This is a genomic window from Methanolobus sp. ZRKC3 (genome assembly GCF_045291275.1).
Lineage (GTDB): Archaea > Halobacteriota > Methanosarcinia > Methanosarcinales > Methanosarcinaceae > Methanolobus.
On sequence record NZ_CP146982.1, the window covers coordinates 2,536,380 to 2,559,964 of the forward strand.

The window sequence follows — 23,585 nt, forward strand, 5'->3', positions numbered from 1 at the left end:
AATTAAACATTTTCCATAATGATATATTTTTTAAAAAACAGTTTCAGGTTCCTACCTGGAATGGATCTGCTATCTTTTTCAGGGTAGCTATCGCCGATAGTGGCGCAAGGAAACTACTCCTTGGATTTGAAGGGGATGGTATATTCTCAACCTTGGTTGTGAATTCTCCAAAAGCTCCCTTTACGTTTATCTCATGTACATTGCGAGTAAGGTCCGGGTTCGCTACTATCCTTACCTTAGTTTTATCGAAACCTATTCCTGCAATGCTGAGGGTTGCTGCAACATTGACATTTGCAGGGAACAATTTCACAGCCTCGTTTGCAGTTCCTTCATAAAGAACGGTCTTATGACCTATGTTTTCAAGATCAATATTGTTCTCTAGAACATAAGGTGCACCTGTAAATCCTGCAGGTGGTTTCTGCGTTGTGAGGGTTACTGAATATATCTCTTCGACAGACGCAGATTTGAGACCATCGAGTCCGACAATGGCTCCGGATGGGAGGTATACTTTGCAATCGTTTTCCTTTGCGATCTTCCTTATATTATTGTGCAGTTCCTCGTCCGCAAATGCGCCCACACTAAGTATCATGACATCACACTTTTCCTGGAGAGCTGCCGGAATTATCTCATAGACTGCACGCTGGGAAGCACATTCCACGAGAATGTCAACATGTTTTGCCATCTCGCTGGGTTCCATTACTTCAGGCTGGATGTTTTTAACTGACGCTTTCAGTTTTGTAATATGTACGTCGTGCCTGTCGTATATGGAATGTATCTGGGCATCTATAAATCCGTCATCCACTGCCTTGCATATGTTTGTTCCTATGGTTCCACAGCCAACTATTCCGATCTTTAGCATTTTAGACTCCCGGGAATTGTACGATTGCTACTTTAACATTGATATTTGAAGCTACTGTTTATTTATTGATTAAGTAGGTTTTCCTTAATACTTCAAAAGCATATAAATCTCTTGAAATCCAAGTACTGTCTCAGCAAGGTGAAAGGATGTTTATAGGCGATATTGAACGGTTTTTGAAAGAAGACCTTGGTTATAATGATATTTCATGCCATCTTGTTCCTGACAGGGAAACAGATGCCATTATTTTTGCAAAGGCTGACTGCGTTGTTGCAGGTATTGGCATTGCAAGATCATTTTTTGATTATCTTGGCATTAATGCTACTACAGAATATGAGGATGGCTCTGCAATAGGTAAAGGTGATGTTATCTTCAATTTACGGGGCAGCTCAGTTTCTATTCTTCGGGCAGAGCGTCTGGTTCTCAATTTCCTCGGACATCTGAGTGGGATTGCTACATTGACCCGAAAATGCGTGGATATGGTCGGAAAACATTCCAATGCCAGGGTTGCATGCACTAGAAAAACAACTCCGGGTATACGTGAATATGAGAAGATGGCTGTGGTTGCAGGCGGAGGGGATTCCCACAGGTTCAATCTTTCCGATTCTATCATGATAAAGGACAATCACGTAAAGATGATGGGCGTGGAAGCTGCTATAAGGTCTGCAAAGGAAAAGGCAAGCTTCACTCAGAAGATCGAGGTTGAAGTAGAATCTGTGGAAAATGCATTACTGGCAGCAAAATGCGGTGCTGATATAATAATGCTGGACAATATGAGTCCTGACACTATTATAGAAACGGTTTCATCTCTTAAGGGTGCATCCATACCTGAACATATATTGGTCGAGGTGTCAGGTGGCATAGATTCGGACAACCTTGAAGAGTATGCAAAAACCGGGGTAGATGTGATATCAATGGGTTCGCTCATACATAAGTCATCCTGGGTCGATGTGAGCCTTGAATTTTTGGAATAAGTGAGTATACTCATATAAATAGTTCGTTTGCATATAATCATAAGGTTTATATTAAACTCCACATATTGTAGCAACAAAAATAAAACGACATCTTAAAGTCTTCAGAGTCTGATAATACATGTTTTTGTCCAAAAAACTATTAGGTATTGCATTTTGCATGGTATTTTTTTTAGTACTCATGTCTGGCAATGCATCCGCCAGGGTTGAGATCTACAATGGTACCATTACCGAAGGTGATGGCTATCAGATGAACAATTTTGTTATTGATGTCACCGATGTTTTTGTGGAAGCCGAAACTGCATCTTTCTATGTTTACAACAGAGGGAGATTACAGGAGGATTTCCTGCTCAGTGAAGGTGATGCATACGATTTTGATTTTATAGGTGATGCCACTGTGAAGGTAACACTTGTTTCAGTGAAATCTGGCACTTTACCCGTAGCCAAGATCTCTGTTGTTATGTCCAATTATAACATTGCAGACCTTTATGAGAACGATGTTTTAGATGGTGGGCATGACTATGCAACCTATTCAGGTACTCCTGTACTCAAAATAAGAAAGGAAATGGCTGCAAATACCATCGGTGTTGGTGAAACGGTTCGTGTGACCATTACAGCTGAGAACACAGGGGATGACGCGGCAGTCGATGTTATCTTTTCCGATCCTCAGCAGGCCAAGTTCGTATTGGATGAGGATTTCCTTGGTCATCCTGGAAAGAGCACCATTGATGTAGGTGAGTCCAAGACCATCTTCCTCTATAATCTGAAGGCAACTGAAGCGGGCAGTTACAATCTGAATCCTACAACAGCCAGTTTTTCCAATTCTGCAGGTCAGTCTTTCCCGCAGGCTTCTTCCAATTCCCCGATACTCGTTGTTGAGGGCAGTGACCTGTCAAAGGCTGCAATGCTTGAGTTCACGACTGATATTGATGTTTATACTGTAAAGCGGAAAGATGTTCTTCAGGGCACGGTTAATATAAAGAACACAGGTGACTCTTCTGCAACTGCTGTTACTGTGGGGATAATTGTCCCTGACGGTCTGGAATACGTTGATGGTGATGCTTCTATTGAGGTGATCTCAGGTGTTCCTACAATATATCTCGACTCATTTGGCGTACAGCAGGAAAAAGAGGTGAATTTCAGACTCAAGGCTCAGGATGTGGGTGCTTATACGATATCTACTGAAAATTCATACCTGTTCGATGACGGGGTAAATGCCCAGATGCAGAAGGTAAGCTCTGATTTTGTATCGAATACGATCTACGTCGTAGAGGGAAAATACGATTATCTGTTTGAACAGCCATTATATGTGTATCTTATACCTCTGTTAATAATTGGTGCTATATCCGGCTGGCTATTCCACAGGCACAAACAATATAAATTCTGACTGGACTAAACTATTCATTAAATAATCCAATGGCAATCTTTATCAAATTTAAATTATATTATTAATGGGAGGATATCTCTTGCTTAACATACTCATCATCGGAACCGGGCAATGCGGAAATCGCATATTGGATGCGATAAACAGGGAAGCATTTGGTAAAAAGAGCCGCTTTGCCAAGTTCTATTCACAACAGAAATACAAAAGCAATGTACAGACCATTGCCATCAATACTGCCATTAACGATCTCAGGGAAATGAGTTTCACCAAGGCAAAGGACAGGATCCATATACCTCATCTCCACGGAGTAGGGGCTAACAGGAACGTGGGTAAACATGTATTTGAAGATAATAAGACCCACATAATGAGGCAGATCCAGGAAAGAGGCGATTTTGATGTCTGCTTTGTGATAACCTCGGCATCAGGTGGTACAGGTTCTTCATTTAGCCCGATGCTTATAAAAGAGCTTAAGGAAAAGGGTGATTTTCCAGTTTATGCTGTTGTGGTTCTTCCTTTCAGGGAGGAAGGTACCCTTTACCTGCAAAATGCCGCGTTCTGTCTCAGGGATATACGCGAGAGCGGTGCAGATGGTACTATTCTTGCTGACAACCAGTTCCTGAAACAGATGGGTGGAAATGTCGAATCCGCATACAACGGGATCAATGACATGATAGCAAGGCGCCTTTTGTTCCTGCTTGAGGCATTGGATAGTGAAATGATGATGGTCACTGACCTTGGTGACTTTAAGACTGTCATGAGCGGCGGAGCCGGACTTGCAACTATCGGTTTCTTTGAGGCTGAGTCTGAGGTGCCTATTAAAAATGCAATACGTGAGGCTCTTTCACCTTCAGGTCTATTGTTCTCCACTGATGTGTATCAGGAGGCAAGCAGATCCATGATCATTATCAAGGGTGACAAGGAATACCTGAGTATTAATGATATCTCGTCCGAGGTGGAGGCACTTTCGAGTTCAGTAGGTCATGTTTTCAAAGGAATAATTGTGAGGAAAGGTGAACTTCCACAGGTTCTGGTAGTACTTACACTTGAGTCTGCATCAGAGCTTGAGAATCTTTATTCCATAGCAGTTGACGCTATCAATTATGAACGCCAGAAGAAAGAGCGTGTGGAATCCCAAAAGGATGTTGACCGTGCGTTCTCACAGATCGATGGTATGGACCCTTCTTATTGATCAAAAATGTTTTTCTCGTGCTGAATTCACAGCACGATCCTCATCTTTTTTTCTTTATTGATATTTAGCCTGGGCATAATATTTTTACAACTTCTCATATTTGATTTCATTTCTAAAAAAATCAAATACATTGAAATAGTGTAAGTTCAAATTTAATGTAAAACAGGGCGTGCGTATCATGACCAGCGACTCCAATATAATTGCGATAAGAAACCTTTCCAAGATATACGAGGATGGTGTAGAGGTACGTGCACTTGATGATGTGGATCTTGATATTGAAAAAGGTGAATTCCTTTCTATAATCGGTCCTTCCGGGTCTGGAAAAAGTACTCTGTTGCATATGATCGGCATACTGGATACACCTAGCTCGGGAACTATCACCATTGATGGTCGTGTTGTTACTGAAATGTCTGAGAAGGAACGTTCAAAGACCAGAAATGAGATACTGGGCTTTATCTTTCAATACCATCATCTTATGCCTGATTTCTCAGCACTTGAAAATGTTATGATGCCACTTCTGATAAGTGGTATGAGTAAAAAGGATGCAAAGAGGGCAGCTGAAAACTTACTTGGGGAAGTAGGTCTGGCAGACCGTGTGGACCACAAGCCAAATCAGCTATCTGGAGGTCAGGCCCAGAGAGTTGCAATTGCCCGGGCTCTTGTAAACAATCCGAGCATTATCATAGGGGATGAACCCACCGGGAACCTCGATTCCAAATCAAGCGATATGATCTACGAATTGCTTAGAAAACTCAATCGTGACAGACAGCAAACTTTTATTCTTGTGACCCATGATGAGCAGATGGCAAACAAGACAGACCGCATTATCCGGATAATCGATGGTAAGATATCAGGAGATCAATAGTCTGGTGAGATCATGGAATATACAAAAGGGTCAATCGGCAGAGTGTTCACAGTTCGTATGGATCATGGAGATGATATCCTTCATGAACTGGAATATCTGGCTAAACTGGAAAATATACGCTCGGCAATGTTCGTGTTGCTGGGAGCTATAAAAGAGGCCAACCTCGTTGTTGGTCCAAAGGAAAATTTTGTCCCTCCAAATCCTATGTGGGAAAGGGTAAGGGATGTGAATGAGGTAATTGGTGTTGGCAATATATTTTTGGAAGATGGAACTCCGAAGATACACCTTCATTCAGCGGCAGGAAGGGGCAATGAATCTAGAGTGGGTTGTCTGCGTAATGAAAGTGAGGTTTTCATGGTTGTAGAGGTATTTATCATGGAGATCGAAGGCATCAGTGCCACAAGATCATTCGATAAGGATAAAGGATTTGCCCCCATCACTTTCAGTAAAAATCAGTAAAGGGTCATCTGCTCTTTGCACTTAGTTGTTTTAACTGTGCAAGTGCTTCAGATATTTCCTTTTCTTTTTTCAGTGCATCATTTTCAAAAGTCTCAACGATATTTTCAAAAGGTACTACAAGTTTGTAATACTTTAATGGTCTTCCCTTATCGTTGTTCTTCTTTTCGTTGCGCTCTTCTATCCAGTTCCTTTCTCTAAGGGGACGCATCGCGATACTGACTTCCGGCTGACGTAAACCTGATGCCTGCTCTATGTTCTGTGATGTAAGTTCATCTCCGCAAACAAGACATGCAATGCATACAGCTTCGGTTCTTGGTACATCAAGCCCTTGCAGTAAACCTATGATCTCGTACCCTTTTCCTTCCAATAAGTTAGTGCCAGAGGTTTTCATTCAAACACTATAATACTTTTAAGTTTATATAATTTGCGTGAATATAATTAATTAGTTTTACCTGCCTGATAATCTTCCTGCTCGATGCTAGACGGTACTAATATATACAGTAATTGCGAAGTAGGTGTATAATCTATCAGGTGGGTCATATCTTGTACATTAACAATGACAGCAAATACAAAATAGCGAAAATTCACGCACGCGAGATATTGGATTCCAGAGGGAATCCGACAGTAGAGGTGGATGTATACACTTCATGTGGTTTCGGAAGAGCAAGTGTTCCATCCGGTGCTTCAACAGGTTCACACGAGGCTCTTGAGCTGCGCGACAATGAAGATCGCTATGGCGGAAAAGGCGTTCTTGATGCAGTTGATAACGTAAGTACGGTTATCGAAAGTGAACTTATTGGAATGGATGTCAGGAACCAGCGTGAGATCGATGGTATGATGCTCGCCCTTGATGGCACTGACAACAAGATGGAGCTGGGTGCTAATTCTATTCTGGGTGTATCTATGGCAGTGGCAAAAGCAGCTGCAGATTCCCTTAGCGTTCCACTTTACAGGTATCTTGGCGGAGTCAATGCATACACACTCCCTGTCCCTACAATGAATGTACTCAACGGTGGACAACACGCAGGTAATGATCTCTCTATCCAGGAATTCATGATACAGCCAAGGGGTGCTGATACTTACATCGAGGCACTGCGTATGGGTGCTGAGACGTACCATGCTCTTGGTAAGGTGCTTGAATCAAAATACGGTGCTGGTGCTACAAATGTTGGTTACGAAGGTGGCTATGCTCCTTCCATGGAAATGACCACTGACGCACTTGATGTACTTGTGACAGCTATTGAAGAAGCAGGTTACTCAGAATCCGAGATCGCAATTGGTCTGGACTGTGCAGCTTCCGAGTTCTTTGATGGAAAGGAATATTCCATCGATGGTAAAATGTTAAAGCCAGGAGAACTTATCGAATACTATCTCGAGCTTATCGAGACATATCCTATCCTATCCATTGAGGATCCTTTCCATGAGGAATCCTTCGAGGACTTTGCAACTCTTACATCCGAAGCATGGGGTACCATAATTGTAGGAGATGACCTATTCGTTACCAATGTCGAACGTCTTGGAAAAGGTGTGGAAATGGGTGCAGCTAATTCACTTCTGCTCAAGGTAAACCAAATCGGTTCTATCTCAGAAGCTCTTGATGCAGCAAACATGGCAAACCGTAACGGTTACAGCGTTATTGTCAGTCACCGCTCTGCAGAGACTGAAGACACAACCATCGCAGATCTATCAGTTGCAATTGGTGCAGACCTCATTAAGACAGGGGCACCTGCAAGAAGCGAAAGAACTGCAAAATACAACCAGCTCCTCAGAATTGAAGAGGACCTTGGTGAAGCTGCACGTTACATGCAGCTTTAAACCTTTTTTTATTTTCCGATCTTTCTTTTTTAAAATAGCCTTTGTGAGAAGTCTACTCTTCCAGAAGAGGGACTGTCAGGCTTGCCTGTGGAAGAATTACAGCGTACGGTTCTTTACCTTCTTCCTTTATTCGGGAAACTGCTCTGTCAAAAGCCTCCTGCATACTCTTGCAGGGTTCCAGTTTGGACATTCTCAGAGTCTTGTCATCAAGATCTGAAACTGCCAGCATCTCAGCATTGACACCTATCTGTGCCATCTTGGCAGCTTTATGGTATCCCAGCTTATAGCCTTCATCTATCTTGTGCATGACATCTTCGCAAGTCTTTGCGGAGCAAAGCAGATCCAGGAATGCGTCATCACCAACTCCGTCCCTGCATTTTGAAACCAGTATGATGCTTCCCCCTTCTTCCAGCGCCAGCCTTCCGTTCTCAAGCGCTTTCTGTGACTGGTAGAGGTCGATATCCATGGGATATGGGGCAACAGCCACAACGATATTGCCCTTTTTGCTGTACTTTGCACAAAATACCTCATTGGCTTTTTCAACTGCAATATCAAAAGATTCGAAAAGATCTCCTGCAACCATGGCATACAGTCCATGCTCTGCAGTCAGGACAGTCTGTATGGAAAATACGTTCATGTCCTTGAGTACATGCATGGCATCGTCCATATCATCAGCAACGGGATTACCCTTCAAAGCAAGTGCCTTTGCAGCATCCGAAAGAGCATGCTTGTGGTTCATCTCAATTGTTTTGTAGGCTGCAACACCCGGAAGAAATGCCTTCCTTCCTCCTGTATAACCTGCAAAGTAGTGTGGTTCTACACTTCCTATGACTAAGATGTTCTTAATCTCGGTTACCATTTTGTTAAGGTACATCTCGGTTCCGTTACTCGAGACTCCCAGATATTCCATGTCTCCATCCTTGCGTGCATCGTGGACGAATATCTGGTCTTTGAACTCGTCATATATGTCACCAAAAATATACCTGAACTCACTTTCAGTTGGTCCCCTGTGTGCCCCGGTGGCAACTAGGAATTTCACATCACTGTGGTTTTTCAGCAAGTCGTGCATTTCCTTTAGCACTCTTGCAGTGGGAGTCGGCCTTGTGGCATCGTTAACAAGTATGAGCAACCTGTCATTTTTCTTAATGAACTCCTCAAGTGGTTTCATTCCCACGGGCTTGCTCAGAGCATTGACTATTATTTCGGATTCATCCCTGACTTCCACTTTGTTAGGAGCAATTATCTCATGCGGAATATCTACTTCCAGATCAACGTGTTCTTTTCCATAAGGTATCTGTATTATAATTTTAATCACTCCTGTAATTGGATGGATGCTTCCATATTTAGCCAGAAACTTCCGATCTGTAATTATGAACCGGTCCGAATAACCAAATTCTAAATGGGAATTTTTACTTATAGTATTTTGCTTCTTTGATATCCTGTTGTATTGGGTCTCTGGAAAGGCTCTGGTAAGAACCTTATAGTAATATTCCATTTTTAATAAAAAGGTGAGATCTTGTTGGAACCATCACAACTACTCTATTTTCTTGGAGCTTCGGTCGCAATTACGCTTTTACCAGGCCCTGATATAATTTTTGTTCTTATGCAGAGCATATCAAAAGGCAAAATGGCAGGGATGGCTACAGCATCCGGTCTATGTACTGGGCTGCTGTTCCATACCACCGCAGCGGTACTGGGTGTTTCAGCTATAATATACAGGTCAGCACTCGCATTCTCCGCTTTGAAATATGCCGGAGCGATATACTTGCTCTATCTTGCTTACAAAGCCCTGAAAGAAGGTGGGGAGCTGATAGCTTCTGATACTGCGCTGGATACTAATTTATCCCTCCTTTACAAGAGGGGTATTTTCATGAATCTGTTAAACCCGAAAGTATCTCTTTTTTTCTTGCATTCCTTCCGCAGTTCGTTTCACCGGAATCTGTCAATATTCCTCTGCAGATGATATTTCTGGGAATGATGTTCCTGATCCAGGCATTGCTTGTATTTTTCATGGTATCATTATTTGCAGGTTATATTGGTTCCTTTATTATGGGAAAACCCCATGTGGGTACATATGTGAACTGGACAAAAGCCTTCATTTTCTCTATTATAGGGATAGAGCTGGCCCTGTCTCGCAGATAACCCCCCATTCCATTCTTTTTTATTTTGTCCATTCTCTTTTTGACAAATGGAACATAATTATATTAAGTAAATACTTCAAATAGTAATAGAATAGGCTGGGGATAAGCGAATGTATGAACTCCAAATAGCTCTCAGGCATGTCAGTGCACGTAAGAGGCTCACATTCTTTGCTGTTTTTGCGGTAGCTCTGGCTATAGGGGTGATCGTGGTTCTCATGTCAATGATGTCAGGATTTACTGACGAGCTGGTGGAAACCACTATTGAAAGTTCTCCTCATATCGTTGTAAGTTCACAGGATGATGATGAAGAGTTCATTCATTTTCACAGGTACTATTCTCAGCAGATGATCGATAAAGAAGGTGTATCCGCTGTATCTCCCATATTCACAGGGCAGGTAGCTTTACAGTATAAGGACAATGCCAAAGGTGCCAATCTCAATGGTGTCGATCCGGTTGCCGAAGATACAGTTATGAGTGTGTCAGATGACATAGTTTCAGGTAGTTTCTTTGTACTTTCCCGAACTAACAATGGGATAGTAATAGGGGACAAGATCGCTGAAGACCTTGAGGTAGTCGTTGGTGACAATGTGGATGTGATAACGCCCACATCACAGCCAGTATCATTTAAGGTGGTAGGTATATTCAACAGTGGTACGGCCAATGATGAAACACTTGCATATACAAGGTTCGATTCGGTTCTGGATATCTTTGATGAGAATGGAGTTGCAAGTAAGATAAATATCCGTGTTCAGGATCCCTATATGGCAGATGACATAGCAGTTTCCATTGAATCGGAGACAGGTCTTGATTCTGTTAGCTGGATCGAAGCTAACAGTGAAATACTGGAGTTGCTGAATACGCAGGTTGTCATCGTCTGGATATACTATGTTCTTATTTACATGATTGCAGGATTTGGAATTGCAAACACCCTTTTCACTGTGGTGATGGACAAGAAGAGTGAGATCGGTATGCTCATGGCAATGGGTGCATCCAAAAAGAGTATCACGAAAGTTTTCCTGATAGAATCGATGATCCTGGGTACAATGGGTGTACTTCTGGGCTGTATCATTGGTTACTTTGCAACAATCTCCCTTGCTTCTTATGAGATCGATCTTCCAAGCGAGATGTACTTTGGCCTGACAACTCTTCCTCTGAAGGTGAATATCCTAAATTATGTCTATGCTATTGTATTTTCTTTCTTTATTAACATAGTTGCAGGGGTCTATCCTGCAAGAAGGGCTTCTGCATTAGATCCGGTTGAGGCCATAGATACGGCATGATATGTCTGGTATAATTAGTTTATTTATTAGAAAATTAAGTTTGTTCGCATGCATACGAAAAGTATTTATGCAACAACGCCGTTTGTATTATTGCGAACGGGTTTTATTTTAAGTACCTCTCCAGTACACTCCAATGTCACCATACCTGTGCATTCACCCATCCCGTTCGCCTCCTATGTTTCTTTTTTCATTATCTGTTCAATGATGTAGAACTTTTCATACTTTAAATTCTGATTTTCTGAAATGCACGTTTGTTCGTATATGTGCGAAAGTATTTATGTAACAACGCCGTTTGTATTATTGCGAACGGGTTTCGATTTTAAGTACCTCTCCAGTACCTTCCAATGTCACCATACCTGTGCATTCACCCTTCCCGTTCGCATCCCCCTATGTTACTTTTTTCTATTATCCGTATCAATTACATAGTATGAGGACCGTGATCGAAACTCCTAAGTATAGCTTTGCTAAGTACCACAAGGAAGGTTCACAGTTTAAAAAGGAATTCATTTCTCCTGTGCCTGCGATCTTTAACTATGGCTTTGTTGAAGGGTCCTTAAGTGCTGACGGCATGGAATCCGATGTGATCGTTATAGGGCCACGGATGGATCAGGGTACTATTATTGAAAGAGAATATTTTGATGGCATGATAAGATTCATCGATGACTCGCTTGAGGATGACAAAAGAATAGTTTATGTCAGTGGCTTTTTCTCAAAATCTCTTTACTCGCTGTATTTTCATATATACTCTGTATTCAAGTTCTTTTACTATCTGGTCAAAAAAAGACGATTTGCGTTGTGCAGGTTCAAAGGGATAGAAATACATGAAAAATAAGATAGATAATTGTTTTGTGCAAAAGTTTAACATGTGTGTGCAAAAAACAAAAACATTATTATTCTATAACCACTTTAGTTCAATTCGAATTTAGGAACTATACTACTAAGGTTGATTGGATGAGCTCAAAGTTGCTAGACACACTTCTGATGTCAGAAAAACGGAAAAATGTCGCATTGCTCCTTATGGATGGTGCAAAGACCAGCGATGAGATCAAAACTATTCTTGGTCTGAGCTCCAGTTCAGTGATGCCTCAAATAAAGATCATGAAAGAAAGCCATATAATTGTGCAACATGAACACAGTTACGAATTATCACAGATGGGCCGTTTGCTTGTGCATTATATGATGCCTTTGCTTCACATGGCTGATGTACTGGAGATGCATACTGATTACTGGGCCGAGCACGACATCAGTAAACTTCCTCCTTCCTTTATGCTAAGGTTGTGCGAATTTGGTGAGTGTGATGTGGTCCAGCCGGAACCCGAAGCACCGCACGATCTTCCTGCTGTTATGAAGAAACATATGATGGATTCAGATTCTCTCTACGTGGTATCTTCTTTTTTCCATCCCTTGGTTTTACAGACTTACGAAAAGATGGATAAAAAGGGTGTTAATATCATCCGCATTTCGACAAGATCTGCTTTTAAGAATCTCATCGAAAAATATCAGAAAGAAAGTGGGACTTTTCCGTCTTTTGAAAATGTAAAATTTTACATTTATGAAGATGAATTAGACGTTCCTGTAATGATGCTTACTGATAATTTACTATCTCTTTCACTTTATAACCTTAAAGGAATGTTCGATTACAAAAATGTGATCAGTAGTTCGGAAAGTGCCCTTAAATGGGGTCAGGATTATTTCGATTATTATCTGGAAAGGTCAAAACTCATAGATCCATCCGTACCTCTGGATAAATGATCCGCCAGTAATTCAGCTTGTGGATATGGCCGAGACAGGGTCAAGACTTGCGGCTCTCTGGGCTGGGTAGATCCCTGCTATCAGGTTTAACAGGAAAACAATGGTGATTATTGCCAATACGTCGCCTATTCTTATAACTACGGGTATGGATTCTAATCCATAAACGCCCTCGGGAAGGGGGTAGCTTCCAATGGAAAGTGCGAGCGCCACTCCTGCAAGTGTCCCTAATAGAGCACCTGCAAATCCCAGGATTCCACTTTCAAACATGAATATGGCTCTTATGCTGGACCTTTTTGCCCCCATTGCCATGAGTATTCCTATTTCCTTGATCTTGCTCATAACAACCATATTAAGGGTACTGACAACTCCGAAAGATGCAATGAGCAGGATAAACCCCAATGTGATATTGTTTCCTGCTCTCTCGATGGCTATGGTTCTCAGGATCTCGGGGTTATTCTCTGTCCAGCCAGTAGCATCATATCCTTCACTTTGCAGTATGCCTGCGATTTCCCGATCCCTGTTAAAATCATCAATTCTCAGGGTAATTCCATTGATGACATCCTCGGTATCGAAAAAATCCTGTGCGGTTTCAAGAGATGTATAGGTCAGAGTTTCGTCAAGGGCTGTACCGGTATCATATATCGCAACTACCTTCAACGAAACCGGATTTGCAGTAGGGAACGAGACCTCAACTGTGTCTCCAAGCTCCAGTTCCATATCCTCGGCAAATTTATCCCCTACAATAATGGTATTGTCTGAAAAATCAAGTTCATCATAATTCCCCTTGATCATATCCTTCTTTGTATGGGCAACAGCATCCTCCTCGGAAGGAATTATTCCCTTAATAGCGGCATTCATCGTATTGTCCTTGAATTTGAAGGACGCTTCACCTATGAGGTAAGGTGATGAAGCTACTACTCCGTCAATGCTATTGATCTTGAGGACTATATTTTTGTAAAGATGAATTTCTTCATCCTGTTCCTTTGGTGAAACAACAACATGCGGTAGATTATCCACGGTCTTATCATAGAGTTCTTGTGTGAATCCTGCCATGAATGACTGTGAAACCATGAGGATCATGACAGCTATGCCTATTGCTGCAACAGAAAGAATGGTCTGTCGTTTTCTTGCTTTTATGTGACGTAGTGCAATAAACAATTCGTAACGCATTCATTACTCCGTGCTCACTTTTTTGTCCGTCTATACACAAAGATGGATGCAACGACCATTAATACAGCGTGGATGCTAAGGAAACCAGGACTTTCTTCATCGGCAGTTCCGGTTTCGCCTGTGGCTATCAGGGATGTCGATGCAGATTCAGCTTCAATGATGGTTTCTTTCACATCCAGTATGTCGCCATCGTTTCCTATAATTTCGATGAACAGTTTATAAATGCCCTCGGGTAGCCTTCGCTTCCATATTACCTCTACAGTTTCATCATCACCATTAAGGAGAATGGGTGATTTCCTGGTTGTGGACTCGACAATGTCATTTCCATTATCTGTTTCCTGGGTAACGGTGAACCTGACCGAGCCTGTAAATGGTACCTGTGATATTCCATCGATGGTCGCACTGGCTCCTATCTCATCTTTATATATATCACTGATGAAGACATCATCCTTTGCTGTAAAATCTTTCATTGCGACAATGTAGTTTTCAGAAGGAGAATACATTTTGATCTTTACTCTTCCACTGTACTGTTTTCCATTTGTAAGCAGTGTATTCCAATTCCTGCTTATCTCAAAGGGTTGTGTGTGCAGTGCGATCTTTTCCAAACTATCTGAAAAAATAACATCTGAACCGTCAAGAAGCATATACTCGACATCAACAAGGACTGCTTCCTGTGGTGTCGCCATCACGCTGAAACCTTCGGAGTTAGGCACAAAATCATCAACGGTTATTCTGGGGATTACCTGTCTTCCGTTAACAAAACTGTAGGTATCACTGTCAACTTCACACCCGTCTTTGAGCAATTTGCTTTTAACGATGAATTTTCCATCATCCTTGTTGTCAGTATTCCACTGGAATGCTTTTATGGCATCGGAATTTGCTGATACGGCAGCTATTTTGAAGATCTTTTTTTGAAGATTTTTTCCCCTGTGTTCCAGCTGGACCTCAAGGGTCATGTCCTCGACCTCTTCAGAAGACCTTATGGTTATATCGCAGTTATCGATGTCAGAATAGACATTGGCAATGCTCAGGTCAGCTACGGTTTCCGTACAGTCTGATGCCAGGGTGATCCCTGGAAGAAAAGTCATCAATATAAGGCCGGATAATATGAAGAAGGTCAATTTCATGGTATTGCTCCTGAATATTACTAAATTTATTCTGTATACTATTTATAGCAATCTATGTATGTACCATTCTCAAAAAAGCTTCATTCATATCTAAGTGCATCCAGCGGGTTCATCTGTGAGGCTTTCCATGCAGGATATAATCCACCTATGAGGCTAGTGGCAATTCCGAAAACAATTCCCTCGATTATGTATAATATATTTGATAGTTTCAGCAGATAGCTTGTGTCTTCCACTATGAGTGATATGAGCAGGTAGCTTCCTCCGATTGTCAGCATTCCGCCTATGAGGCTGGCAATGACTCCCAGGAAAAGCGCTTCAAGAAGGAACATCCTGAGAATATCTTTCCTTGATGCACCAACAGCTTTCATTATGCCTATTTCCTTGGTGCGCTCCATGGTTGACATGAGCATGACATTTAGTATACTGACACCGGCAACAAGCAGGGAAATTGACCCAATTCCCATCAGAAAGAGGGAAATAGATCTGAATACATCGTCAAGGCTTTTAGTAATGGTATTGGTGGCAAATACATCGACAAGTACGTCTTTTTTATTGACTCTCTCCTCTATATCTTTCTTCACTACATCAATATCTTCTATGTCTTCCACCTTGATGATCACGGAGTTGTAACCTTCATCAGCATCCGGGTATAATTTATCGTACATCTCGGCGGATGTGAACACTCCGTTGTCCGTACTAATGTCGAATCCAAGTCCCCTTTCCTTAAGTATCCCTACAACCCTGAGTTTGGAGTCTTCGATCTCGATCTTATTCCCGATGGTAAGTTCCATTCTGTCTGCTATGCTTGAGCCTACTACACAATCTGTGGAACCGGATTTGAAGAAACGTCCCTCTTCAAAATCAACGAGAGTTTCAAGTCCTTCCTTTTCTACATCGTAGACAATTGCATATACCTGATAAGTAGTCCCTCCATCTCTGTACTCTAGCAACTCCCCACTGGATTCCACGGGAATAATTTCGTCAATTCCTCCCACCTTTCTGATCTGGTCTACCTGCCTGTCGGTGACAGCATCCTCTCCTGCTGCAGGGGATACTATCAGCTTGTCACCGATATCCGCAAAGGAATCCGTGACGGATAATTTCAGGCTGTTTCCAAGTATTCCCATCGATGATATGGCGATAACGCCGATGATTATCCCGATAGCTGCCAGTACTGTGCGCACAGACTGTCTCTTGAGATTCCTTTTTGCAAGATCTGCATACATATTATTTTGGAGGAATTCAGTAATTTTCATTATACACCTCCCCATCCTGTAATCGGATGCTGGTGTTGGAGTATTCCTCAAGCTTTGGGTCGTGGGTCACAACAATAACAGTTGTACCTGCTTCGTTCAGCTCCCTCAAAAGTTCCATCACACTTTGTCCGGTCTTTGAGTCAAGGTTTCCTGTGGGCTCATCGGCAAGCAATATGGGGGGGTCATTTGCCAGTGCCCTTGCAATTGCAACTCTTTGCTGCTGGCCGCCGGATAATTCATTGGGTTTATGCTGTGCATATTCAGCGGTGAGATTTGCCTTTTCCAGAAGTTGCAGTGCTTTTTTCTGACGCTTTTCAGTATCTATCCCGTTGAATATCATGGGCATTTCAACATTTTCACTGGCCGTAAGTGTGGGTATCAGGTTGAATTGCTGGAAAATGAAGCCAATATTATTTCTTCTGATGGCCGTTAACCCGTCATCATCGAGCTTTGAGATATCTGTACCGTTTATCAATACCTTGCCGCTGGTGGGCAGGTCAAGGCAGCCTATCATATTAAGCATGGTACTTTTACCGGAACCTGATGATCCCATGATCGTAACAAAATCCCCTTTTTCTATGGAGATGTTGACTCCGTTGAGGGCATAGATCTTGTTTTTTCCAAGGGTGTAGACCCTTTTAATATCCTTGAGCTCAATAATGGGATGTGGCATAATGGCACCGCTGTTTATTCCTCGTCTTCATCTTCCGGAATATCGTCAGGATACTGGGCTTCATCTTCCTTTCTTTTTTTCCATGAATATGCTATCAGAGCCGCGATGGCAACTGTAATGACTGCTGCAAAGATCCATGTTGCTGCAGAAGAGTCTTCTTTTTCAGAGTTGCTTCCCACACCACTTTCTGCTATATTTATTTCCTTGGTCATGGATGTGTATGCATTATCGGTGTTCCTGAATTCTATGATCACAGGAATACTGCTGATATCGTCCGAAAGTACCTTTGCTGAGAGGTCGAAGCTGCTAAAATCATCTGCTTCAAGGGTTCCAATAAAATAGCTGGCAAAAGGCTGCACAGGAGTAATATTATCAGATCCCTGTATGGACACGATGACATTCTTAGCATCAGTTACTCCAAAGTTATTCAGGTCTCCTGAAATCGAATATTTATTGCCTGCCCTTTCCGTTTCAATACTGGTGAATATGAGGGGTGACTGGTCGATGATATTTACATTCTTCACTACCTTCTCGGTGCTGTGAAGATTGTCTCCGTTAAAATATGATACTGTAAATTCAATATCGCCTTTTCCTGGGTCACAGTCTATGGTGTTTAACGTGAAAGCTGCAGTGGATTTATTCCCTTCTGTTATGCTTCCTATGAAGAATTCAGACGGGCTGAATTCCATATTGTTACCGCTGGGGCTGACGATAACACTTGTGACCTCATTTGGACGGCGGTTCACGACTTCCACTCCAATTGTGGCTATCTCTTTCATGAGATTGGATGGGACATCGGAAACTATTACCTTAAGGTTTCTGTCATCTATCTTGACGGGTATCCTGTAATTAAGGTCATACATGTTGCTCCCGCCAACAATAGCCAGGTCAAGGAAATGCACGCTATCCGATGCATTATTTGATGCCTTTATATTGAATGTGAGTTCGAGTGAATCTCCCGGGCCCATGAGGCCTACATCAGTATAACTTCTATCCAGTATCTTGATGACGCCATTCCCATCAAGACTTGCACTGGCAATATACGCATTCATATCCAGCGTCTCATCATCCTCTTCAACGTATATCTCGCCGGTTGCCATATTACTGATAGTTACCGTTATTGTTCCGGTATCCCCTGGCATAAAAACCTCTGGTTCTACATCGTAACTCAGACTTACTGTCGGACGGATCTCTGTATCCGCATGTGCAAAAGAAGATGAAGTGACCAGAATCAGCAAGGCCACCATCAGTATTTTCAGATTCATGTTACACAGCTTCATATAACCTTAATATTAGAAGAATTGACTTGCTACATAAAGCACATAGAGCAATATTGGTAATCCAACTACAATAGTTGCATTTTTTACAGATATGTTGCGTGAATATGCTATTGCAAATATCCAGATGTTTGCACTCCACAGCAAAAAGACAATCCCTATGATACTTACAATTTTCATGGATGGGTCTGACTTTATTAATTCCTGCATAAGTTCAGGATTTGAAAAGTCAAGATTGTCAAATAATTGGTTGGTGTAATAAGCAGATATTAATCCACTTACTATTGATGGAATAAATCCGTATGATGTGAACTCAAGTAATCTTTTAAAGTCTCCTTCGCCATTGAAGAACATGGATATCAGGTAGAATAATCCACTGTAAATAATCCACGTAAGAAGAGTTCCTATGATCGCTCCTATTATGCCAGCAACTATTCCTACTGGCGCAAATTTTGCAGCTTCCGGAGGTAACATTTCCATTGTCTTCTGAATTATCAGGACTGAACTTATCACTCCGACCAATGCCAGGACGGCCATTATCATAAGTGGAGTTTTCATTTCCACTTCGTCATTGATTTTATTGTGAAAAAACCCGTTGGGGTTTGTTAATACTTCAAGCATGCATCTTCTCTCCATTTAAAGATTCCAATGTGTATATTCAGACATGTCGATTAATAGTCAAACTCTATAAGTTATTACTATATTTATACTTTCGTGGGTCTGCAGAATACATATGCACAGTTGGATATTGTGTGTGATGTCACTTTCAGATACTTATATTTTCTTTAAAAAGGCTTATATCTACATAGCTTCAAACTTTGTACGGACAGTGGAGAAAAATAATGTCTGATTATCAGAATGATATTGATGATGAATACGTCATCAGATTAGTAAACCTGTGTAAGAGTTATCAGGTAGGGGATATGGAGGTTCCCATCCTGAAGGACATAAATCTATCTGTGAAAAAAGGGGAGTTTGTTGCCATTATGGGACCATCGGGTTCCGGCAAAAGCACCTTGATGAATATGATAGGTTGTCTCGACCGTCCTACCTGCGGACAGGTCATTGTCATGGGAATGGACATAAATGAGCTTTCAGACCTTGAGCTGGCAAGACTTCGGGGATTTGAAATAGGCTTTGTGTTCCAGAATTTCAATCTTGTTCCCAGATTAACTGCAGTACAGAATGTTGCGTTACCTACCTATGCCAATAATAAACCAGGTGTCAATGGCAATAAGAGGGCAAAGGAGTTGCTGGAGATGGTCGGTTTGTCTGATCGTATGAACTACAAACCTTCTGAACTCTCAGGTGGTCAACAGCAGAGGGTTTCCATAGCCAGGGCGTTGGTAAATACTCCTTCCCTGATCCTTGCAGATGAGCCCACAGGTAACCTTGATTCAAAAACAGGTGACGGGATAATGAATATCCTTGCTACCCTTCATAAAAAAGGCAGAACTATAATAATGATAACACATGCCCCGGATCTTGCAGAATTCGCGGATAGGGTCGTTTATCTCAGAGATGGTGAAATTAATGCAAAATGAGGAGAGAATATGTATGAAATGAGTTTCCGTCGAGGAGCTTGTCGGACAATGCTGTGTTTTACAGTGCTCCTTGCTCTACTCTCCATTCCCACATATGCTGCGGATGGGGCTGACCTGAAAATAAGTGTTTTAAGATATGAGCCCGCTCCTGCAGAGATAGGGGAATATGTAAGTGTATGGGTGAAGCTGGAGAACCTGGGGTTTGCCAGGGCAGATGATGTTTCCATACGCATGGTCCCTGAATATCCGTTTTCTCTTGATTCACAAAGCAATGCCATAGAGGATATTGGCATATTGTCTCCTGATAATGCTGCTGTCCATGAGTACCGTCTCTTTGTAGATAGCGGTGCAAGGGAAGGACTTAGCACCTTTGAGGTATGGTACCAGGAAGATGGCAGTGGAACATGGTTTAAAAAAGAGTTTGAGATGAGAGTAGGTTCTGATACCTTCGATAGCAGGGGAACTATTCAGCTTGACGGTACTCCTGTAATTGACCCTGAGGTTTTCATGCCTGGGGATGAAGGGACTATCACATTTGCCCTGAAGAACAGTGCCACCGAATACTCCATAACACTGGACGGTGAGCAGTATGACACCAATGCAAGAATACAATCTGCTTCCCTTGAGAGTCTTGATGAGGTTAAGGTAACAACAGAAAGTTATTACGGTAATGGTGTCCTCGGTCCGGGTGAATCGCTGGACCTTACATATAACATCGAGGTTGGTGAGGATACTCCTGATGGTACTTATTATCTTGATCTGTCCCTTGTGGGAAGTTCCCACGTGTACAATAATAACTGGAGAATCCCACTTAAAGTAGATTCCTCGTCAGTAAGAGTTATCCCCTCAAAGCCATTGGTCCTTGAAAATGGCAAGGGCGTACTTGAGTTCGATGTTGCCAATATCCATCCGAATCTGCTCTCATCGGTAAGTGTGCAACTTGATGCAGAAGGTGTAGAGTTCTCCCCAATTGAATATTTCATAGGTGCAATGGATCCTGATGAGCTTTTCACAATAGAGTTCGATGCAGAGGCAGTCGATGAGGATCAGGATTTTCCTGTGGACCTTGTCATCAGTGCAAATTTCAGGAATGGACTGAATGAACATTCACAAGAGATTGATACACGACAGCTCAGGCATCAATCGCTCGAGGATGATGGTAATTCCGGGATTGTTATTGCTTTTGGATTGCTGATGGTTGCAGGAGTTGCAGCCTATGTTCTATACAAGCGGAAAATGAAAAGGGAAGACTAGGTATTAGAATATGCTGGACCCGTTGCAGGCTGTCAGAATAGCACTTGGCAGCATTGGCAGTGCTAAACTGCGCTCATCCCTTACAACACTTGGAATTGTAATAGGCGTAGCTGCAGTTATCGCAAATGTATCTCTCGGTGCCAGCTTCAATCAGTTCTTCAACGATGAGATCGGGGCTGTGGGGTCAAATTTCATCGTGATATACAGCCAGAATATCAATGTCTTTTTTGACAACGAGCTTGAACTGATTGAGAACACTCCCGGGGTGGTTGGTGTATCTCCAATATATCAGCAAATGGCGAAGGTTACGTATCTGTCAACGTCGCGGCAGATCGATATTCAGGGTGTGAATGAGGATTATTCCGAGGTTGCCAATTTCCAGATGAAGGGGGGTACTTTCCTGACCGATAAGGACCGGTTCGTTGCTGTGCTGGGTGAGGAGGTAGCCGATGAAAAATTCGATAAGAAGATATCTGTCAAGAATCCCATCGAGATAACTTTCAGGCGAGAGGATGGCGGGGTCATTACGCAGAAGTTCATAGTAAAAGGTATAATAAAGGACCCTGGGACCACATTTGCACAGACAGGTGTGGAGCCTGAGATCCGTATTTTCATTCCAATAGATGTAATGAATGAGATACTTGGGGTGGACTCATTTGGTGGTTTCTTTGTTAAGGCGGAAAGTCTTGATGTTGTGACTGCCACTGGGGATGAGATCGACAAACGTCTTGCTCGTAATCTGGGTGTTTCCGGCAGGGATCTCGATAACGATGATGCCAAACCCTATGTCATTTTTGACCAGATTGAGATACTGGAGGAAACCAATCAATTATCAGCGGCTCTCACCACTCTTCTCACATCGGTTGCCCTGATTTCGCTTATAGTCGGTTCTATAGGTATAATGAACATTATGCTGGTAACCGTTGCCGAAAGAACCAAGGAGATAGGATTGATGAAATCCATTGGTTTTAGCAAGAATGATATCCTTACTCTTTTTATAATTGAATCCATGGTAGTCGGGCTCATAGGTGGCGTTGTTGGTACTGCAATGGGTATTGCTGCTGCTCTTGTGGTTAATGATTTCCTTGATCTTCCAAACATCTTCCCAATATCGCAAATAGTAATAGGTTTTGTAGTATCAATATCAGTTGGACTCATTGCAGGGGTATATCCTGCGAATAAGGCAGCAACCATGAATCCTGTGGATGCACTGAGGAAGGAATGAGCTAGTATGATAGATATCAGGCAGGCGTTGGTAATCTCACTTGGAAGCATCGGAAGTGCCAAGATGCGCTCAGCCCTGACCATGCTTGGTATAATCATAGGAGTTGCAGCGGTTGTAGCCAATGTTTCGCTTGGTACGAGTTTCAACCAGTTCTTCACCGATGAACTGGGTAACCTCGGGTCGAATTTCATAATTATATACAGTCAGGATGTCAATATCCTCTATGACAGTGAACTTGAGCTTATAAGGAACACACCCGGGATCGAAGGTGCTTCTGCTTTCAACCAGCAAATGGCTGAGGTCACCTATCTCTCGGGTAAAAGGCAGATAGATATCCAGGGGGTGAGTGCGGATTCTCAGAAAATATCGAACCTGGATGTTGAGGTGGGAAACTTCCTCACTGATAAGGATAAGTTTGTGGCCGTGTTGGGTAAAGATGTTGCCGAGGAGAAATTTGACAAGAGGATAGCCGTAAAGAACTATCTGGATATAACGTTCAGAAGACAGGATGGTACCATTATCACACAGAAGTTTCGGGTAAAAGGCATCCTGATAGGTGAGGATAATTCCTTCGTGCGCGGTGGTCCTGACAGGGACGCCACTATCTATATTCCAATTGCAACCATGAATGATATCCTCAATGTGACTGATTATGTTGGTTTTTCTGCAAATACAGGCAGTTCAGAATCAGTGAGGGAAGTATCTGCAGAAGTTGATAGACGTCTTGCAAGACAACTTGGTGTTTCGGCTCGTGACCTTGATAATGATGATGCTAAACCCTACCGTATCTTCAACCAGGCTGATATAACCGAACAACTGGATGAACTTGCCGATTCCCTGACAATTCTTATCACAATAATAGCTCTTGTAGCTCTTCTTGTGGGATCGATTGGTATCATGAATATCATGCTTGTGACCGTTACTGAGAGAACCCGGGAGATCGGACTGCTAAAGTCTCTTGGTTTTACAAGGTCAGATATATTGACCCTTTTCATGCTGGAATCTGTGATAGTGGGTGTAATTGGTGGTATCCTGGGTACATTGATGGGTTTGCTGGGTTCCTTTTTGGTGGAAACCTATCTTGATATTCCCCGTGTTTTCCCAGTGTATCTTATCTTCGTTGGTGTCTCAATATCATTTGTTGTGGGTTTGGTGGCAGGTATTTATCCTGCAAGCAGGGCTGCCAGACTCGATCCTGTTGAAGCACTGAGACACGAATAGTCCCATTGATCATGTTTTTAATCTATTTTTATGTTCGTGATATCACACCAGCTAGCATCATTTGGAAAACTCGACTATTAATCGAAAGGTTTATGTATCGATATTACATATTCTAACCTGACGATA

24 protein-coding genes are annotated in these 23,585 nt (G+C 42.2%); 15 read left to right on the forward strand and 9 right to left on the reverse strand.

The genetic code is table 11. The features are described from left to right. Positions 1-43: 43 nt before the first annotated feature. On the reverse strand, positions 44-859 hold the full coding sequence (locus V7O66_RS12930; protein ID WP_406660725.1) for an aspartate dehydrogenase: 816 nt from the start codon (positions 857-859) through the stop codon (positions 44-46). A 146-nt stretch (positions 860-1,005) separates the two neighbouring features. On the opposite strand from V7O66_RS12930, the gene nadC reads away from it, so the two are divergent. From nadC to V7O66_RS12955, 5 genes are all read left to right on the forward strand, one after another. Beyond that, entirely contained in the window at positions 1,006-1,830 is an 825-nt protein-coding gene (gene nadC, locus V7O66_RS12935; protein WP_406660726.1) for a carboxylating nicotinate-nucleotide diphosphorylase, read from the forward strand. Between the two features lie 157 nt (positions 1,831-1,987). Continuing rightward, positions 1,988-3,214 (forward strand): hypothetical protein, encoded by a 1,227-nt coding sequence (locus V7O66_RS12940; RefSeq protein WP_406660727.1) that lies wholly within the window; start codon positions 1,988-1,990, stop codon positions 3,212-3,214. Between the two features lie 79 nt (positions 3,215-3,293). After that, positions 3,294-4,400 (forward strand): cell division protein FtsZ, encoded by a 1,107-nt coding sequence (locus tag V7O66_RS12945; protein WP_406660728.1) that lies wholly within the window; start codon positions 3,294-3,296, stop codon positions 4,398-4,400. Between the two features lie 178 nt (positions 4,401-4,578). Continuing rightward, on the forward strand, positions 4,579-5,265 hold the full coding sequence (locus tag V7O66_RS12950; RefSeq protein ID WP_406660729.1) for an ABC transporter ATP-binding protein: 687 nt from the start codon (positions 4,579-4,581) through the stop codon (positions 5,263-5,265). Between the two features lie 12 nt (positions 5,266-5,277). Then, a complete protein-coding gene (locus V7O66_RS12955; protein ID WP_406660730.1) occupies positions 5,278-5,724 on the forward strand; it encodes a PPC domain-containing DNA-binding protein in 447 nt (148 codons plus the stop codon). A 4-nt stretch (positions 5,725-5,728) separates the two neighbouring features. Here the strand turns inward: V7O66_RS12955 and V7O66_RS12960 are convergent, their stop codons facing one another. Further along, positions 5,729-6,115, reverse strand: a complete 387-nt coding sequence (locus V7O66_RS12960; protein WP_406660731.1) for a transcriptional regulator — start codon at positions 6,113-6,115, stop codon at positions 5,729-5,731. Between the two features lie 149 nt (positions 6,116-6,264). Here V7O66_RS12960 and eno point away from each other — a divergent pair, with 149 nt between their 5' ends. Further along, entirely contained in the window at positions 6,265-7,539 is a 1,275-nt protein-coding gene (gene eno / locus V7O66_RS12965) for a phosphopyruvate hydratase (protein WP_406662669.1), read from the forward strand. A gap of 52 nt (positions 7,540-7,591) precedes the next feature. Here eno and larA read toward each other — a convergent pair whose 3' ends face one another. Continuing rightward, positions 7,592-8,854 (reverse strand): nickel-dependent lactate racemase, encoded by a 1,263-nt coding sequence (gene larA, locus V7O66_RS12970; protein WP_406660732.1) that lies wholly within the window; start codon positions 8,852-8,854, stop codon positions 7,592-7,594. Between the two features lie 201 nt (positions 8,855-9,055). Between larA and V7O66_RS12975 the strand changes: the two genes are divergently transcribed. The 5 genes from V7O66_RS12975 (at position 9,056) to V7O66_RS12995 (ending at position 12,712) form a co-directional block, all read left to right on the forward strand. Continuing rightward, the gene (locus V7O66_RS12975) at positions 9,056-9,502 is read left to right on the forward strand and encodes a LysE family translocator (RefSeq protein WP_406660733.1); all 447 of its coding nucleotides are present in this window, start codon (positions 9,056-9,058) and stop codon (positions 9,500-9,502) included. Beyond that, positions 9,499-9,681 (forward strand): hypothetical protein, encoded by a 183-nt coding sequence (locus V7O66_RS12980; protein WP_406660734.1) that lies wholly within the window; start codon positions 9,499-9,501, stop codon positions 9,679-9,681. The genes V7O66_RS12975 and V7O66_RS12980 overlap by 4 nt, the downstream gene beginning before the upstream one ends. A 109-nt stretch (positions 9,682-9,790) precedes the next feature. Beyond that, positions 9,791-10,960, forward strand: coding sequence for an ABC transporter permease (locus tag V7O66_RS12985; RefSeq protein ID WP_406660735.1), 1,170 nt, complete (start codon positions 9,791-9,793; stop codon positions 10,958-10,960). A 427-nt stretch (positions 10,961-11,387) separates the two neighbouring features. Continuing rightward, a complete protein-coding gene (locus tag V7O66_RS12990) occupies positions 11,388-11,792 on the forward strand; it encodes an inorganic diphosphatase (RefSeq protein WP_406660736.1) in 405 nt (134 codons plus the stop codon). 119 nt (positions 11,793-11,911) lie between these two features. Next, positions 11,912-12,712, forward strand: a complete 801-nt coding sequence (locus V7O66_RS12995; protein WP_406660737.1) for a helix-turn-helix transcriptional regulator — start codon at positions 11,912-11,914, stop codon at positions 12,710-12,712. Between the two features lie 12 nt (positions 12,713-12,724). Here V7O66_RS12995 and V7O66_RS13000 read toward each other — a convergent pair whose 3' ends face one another. The 6 genes from V7O66_RS13000 to V7O66_RS13025 form a co-directional block, all read right to left on the reverse strand. Beyond that, complete coding sequence (locus tag V7O66_RS13000) at positions 12,725-13,882, reverse strand: ABC transporter permease (RefSeq protein ID WP_406660738.1); 1,158 nt, start codon at positions 13,880-13,882, stop codon at positions 12,725-12,727. Between the two features lie 14 nt (positions 13,883-13,896). After that, positions 13,897-15,009 (reverse strand): hypothetical protein, encoded by a 1,113-nt coding sequence (locus tag V7O66_RS13005; RefSeq protein ID WP_406660739.1) that lies wholly within the window; start codon positions 15,007-15,009, stop codon positions 13,897-13,899. Positions 15,010-15,089: 80 nt separating this feature from the next. After that, on the reverse strand, positions 15,090-16,265 hold the full coding sequence (locus V7O66_RS13010) for an ABC transporter permease (protein ID WP_406660740.1): 1,176 nt from the start codon (positions 16,263-16,265) through the stop codon (positions 15,090-15,092). After that, on the reverse strand, positions 16,252-16,938 hold the full coding sequence (locus V7O66_RS13015) for an ABC transporter ATP-binding protein (protein WP_406660741.1): 687 nt from the start codon (positions 16,936-16,938) through the stop codon (positions 16,252-16,254). Before V7O66_RS13015 ends, V7O66_RS13010 begins: the two co-directional genes overlap by 14 nt. 14 nt (positions 16,939-16,952) lie before the next feature. Beyond that, the gene (locus V7O66_RS13020; protein WP_406660742.1) at positions 16,953-18,203 is read right to left on the reverse strand and encodes a COG1361 S-layer family protein; all 1,251 of its coding nucleotides are present in this window, start codon (positions 18,201-18,203) and stop codon (positions 16,953-16,955) included. A gap of 27 nt (positions 18,204-18,230) precedes the next feature. Beyond that, positions 18,231-18,836 carry a YIP1 family protein gene (locus tag V7O66_RS13025; protein ID WP_406660743.1) on the reverse strand — a complete coding sequence of 202 codons (606 nt, stop codon included), beginning with the start codon at positions 18,834-18,836 and terminating at the stop codon, positions 18,231-18,233. Positions 18,837-19,057: 221 nt separating this feature from the next. On the opposite strand from V7O66_RS13025, the gene V7O66_RS13030 reads away from it, so the two are divergent. From V7O66_RS13030 to V7O66_RS13045, 4 genes are read left to right on the forward strand one after another with little or no spacing between them, the layout of a single operon-like run. Then, positions 19,058-19,759: an ABC transporter ATP-binding protein gene (locus V7O66_RS13030; protein WP_406660744.1), complete on the forward strand. Its 702-nt coding sequence runs from the start codon at positions 19,058-19,060 to the stop codon at positions 19,757-19,759. Positions 19,760-19,807: 48 nt separating this feature from the next. Further along, entirely contained in the window at positions 19,808-21,013 is a 1,206-nt protein-coding gene (locus V7O66_RS13035) for a COG1361 S-layer family protein (RefSeq protein ID WP_406660745.1), read from the forward strand. Between the two features lie 10 nt (positions 21,014-21,023). Continuing rightward, positions 21,024-22,238 carry an ABC transporter permease gene (locus tag V7O66_RS13040; RefSeq protein WP_406660746.1) on the forward strand — a complete coding sequence of 405 codons (1,215 nt, stop codon included), beginning with the start codon at positions 21,024-21,026 and terminating at the stop codon, positions 22,236-22,238. 6 nt (positions 22,239-22,244) lie between these two features. Further along, positions 22,245-23,459, forward strand: coding sequence for an ABC transporter permease (locus V7O66_RS13045; protein WP_406660747.1), 1,215 nt, complete (start codon positions 22,245-22,247; stop codon positions 23,457-23,459). The last annotated feature ends 126 nt before the right edge of the window (positions 23,460-23,585 follow it).

Bases quoted from the DNA above. Each gene is read 5' to 3' on its own strand.
- V7O66_RS12930 (WP_406660725.1), bottom strand. From the start codon at position 859: ATGCTAAAGATCGGAATAGTTGGCTGTGGAACCATAGGAACAAACATA.
- nadC (WP_406660726.1), top strand. From the start codon at position 1,006: ATGTTTATAGGCGATATTGAACGGTTTTTGAAAGAAGACCTTGGTTAT.
- V7O66_RS12940 (WP_406660727.1), top strand. From the start codon at position 1,988: ATGGTATTTTTTTTAGTACTCATGTCTGGCAATGCATCCGCCAGGGTT.
- V7O66_RS12950 (WP_406660729.1), top strand. From the start codon at position 4,579: ATGACCAGCGACTCCAATATAATTGCGATAAGAAACCTTTCCAAGATA.
- V7O66_RS12955 (WP_406660730.1), top strand. From the start codon at position 5,278: ATGGAATATACAAAAGGGTCAATCGGCAGAGTGTTCACAGTTCGTATG.
- V7O66_RS12960 (WP_406660731.1), bottom strand. From the start codon at position 6,115: ATGAAAACCTCTGGCACTAACTTATTGGAAGGAAAAGGGTACGAGATC.
- V7O66_RS12980 (WP_406660734.1), top strand. From the start codon at position 9,499: ATGATATTTCTGGGAATGATGTTCCTGATCCAGGCATTGCTTGTATTT.
- V7O66_RS12985 (WP_406660735.1), top strand. From the start codon at position 9,791: ATGTATGAACTCCAAATAGCTCTCAGGCATGTCAGTGCACGTAAGAGG.
- V7O66_RS12990 (WP_406660736.1), top strand. From the start codon at position 11,388: ATGAGGACCGTGATCGAAACTCCTAAGTATAGCTTTGCTAAGTACCAC.
- V7O66_RS12995 (WP_406660737.1), top strand. From the start codon at position 11,912: ATGAGCTCAAAGTTGCTAGACACACTTCTGATGTCAGAAAAACGGAAA.
- V7O66_RS13000 (WP_406660738.1), bottom strand. From the start codon at position 13,882: ATGCGTTACGAATTGTTTATTGCACTACGTCACATAAAAGCAAGAAAA.
- V7O66_RS13005 (WP_406660739.1), bottom strand. From the start codon at position 15,009: ATGAAATTGACCTTCTTCATATTATCCGGCCTTATATTGATGACTTTT.
- V7O66_RS13010 (WP_406660740.1), bottom strand. From the start codon at position 16,265: ATGAAAATTACTGAATTCCTCCAAAATAATATGTATGCAGATCTTGCA.
- V7O66_RS13015 (WP_406660741.1), bottom strand. From the start codon at position 16,938: ATGCCACATCCCATTATTGAGCTCAAGGATATTAAAAGGGTCTACACC.
- V7O66_RS13020 (WP_406660742.1), bottom strand. From the start codon at position 18,203: ATGAATCTGAAAATACTGATGGTGGCCTTGCTGATTCTGGTCACTTCA.
- V7O66_RS13025 (WP_406660743.1), bottom strand. From the start codon at position 18,836: ATGCTTGAAGTATTAACAAACCCCAACGGGTTTTTTCACAATAAAATC.
- V7O66_RS13030 (WP_406660744.1), top strand. From the start codon at position 19,058: ATGTCTGATTATCAGAATGATATTGATGATGAATACGTCATCAGATTA.
- V7O66_RS13035 (WP_406660745.1), top strand. From the start codon at position 19,808: ATGCTGTGTTTTACAGTGCTCCTTGCTCTACTCTCCATTCCCACATAT.
- V7O66_RS13040 (WP_406660746.1), top strand. From the start codon at position 21,024: ATGCTGGACCCGTTGCAGGCTGTCAGAATAGCACTTGGCAGCATTGGC.
- V7O66_RS13045 (WP_406660747.1), top strand. From the start codon at position 22,245: ATGATAGATATCAGGCAGGCGTTGGTAATCTCACTTGGAAGCATCGGA.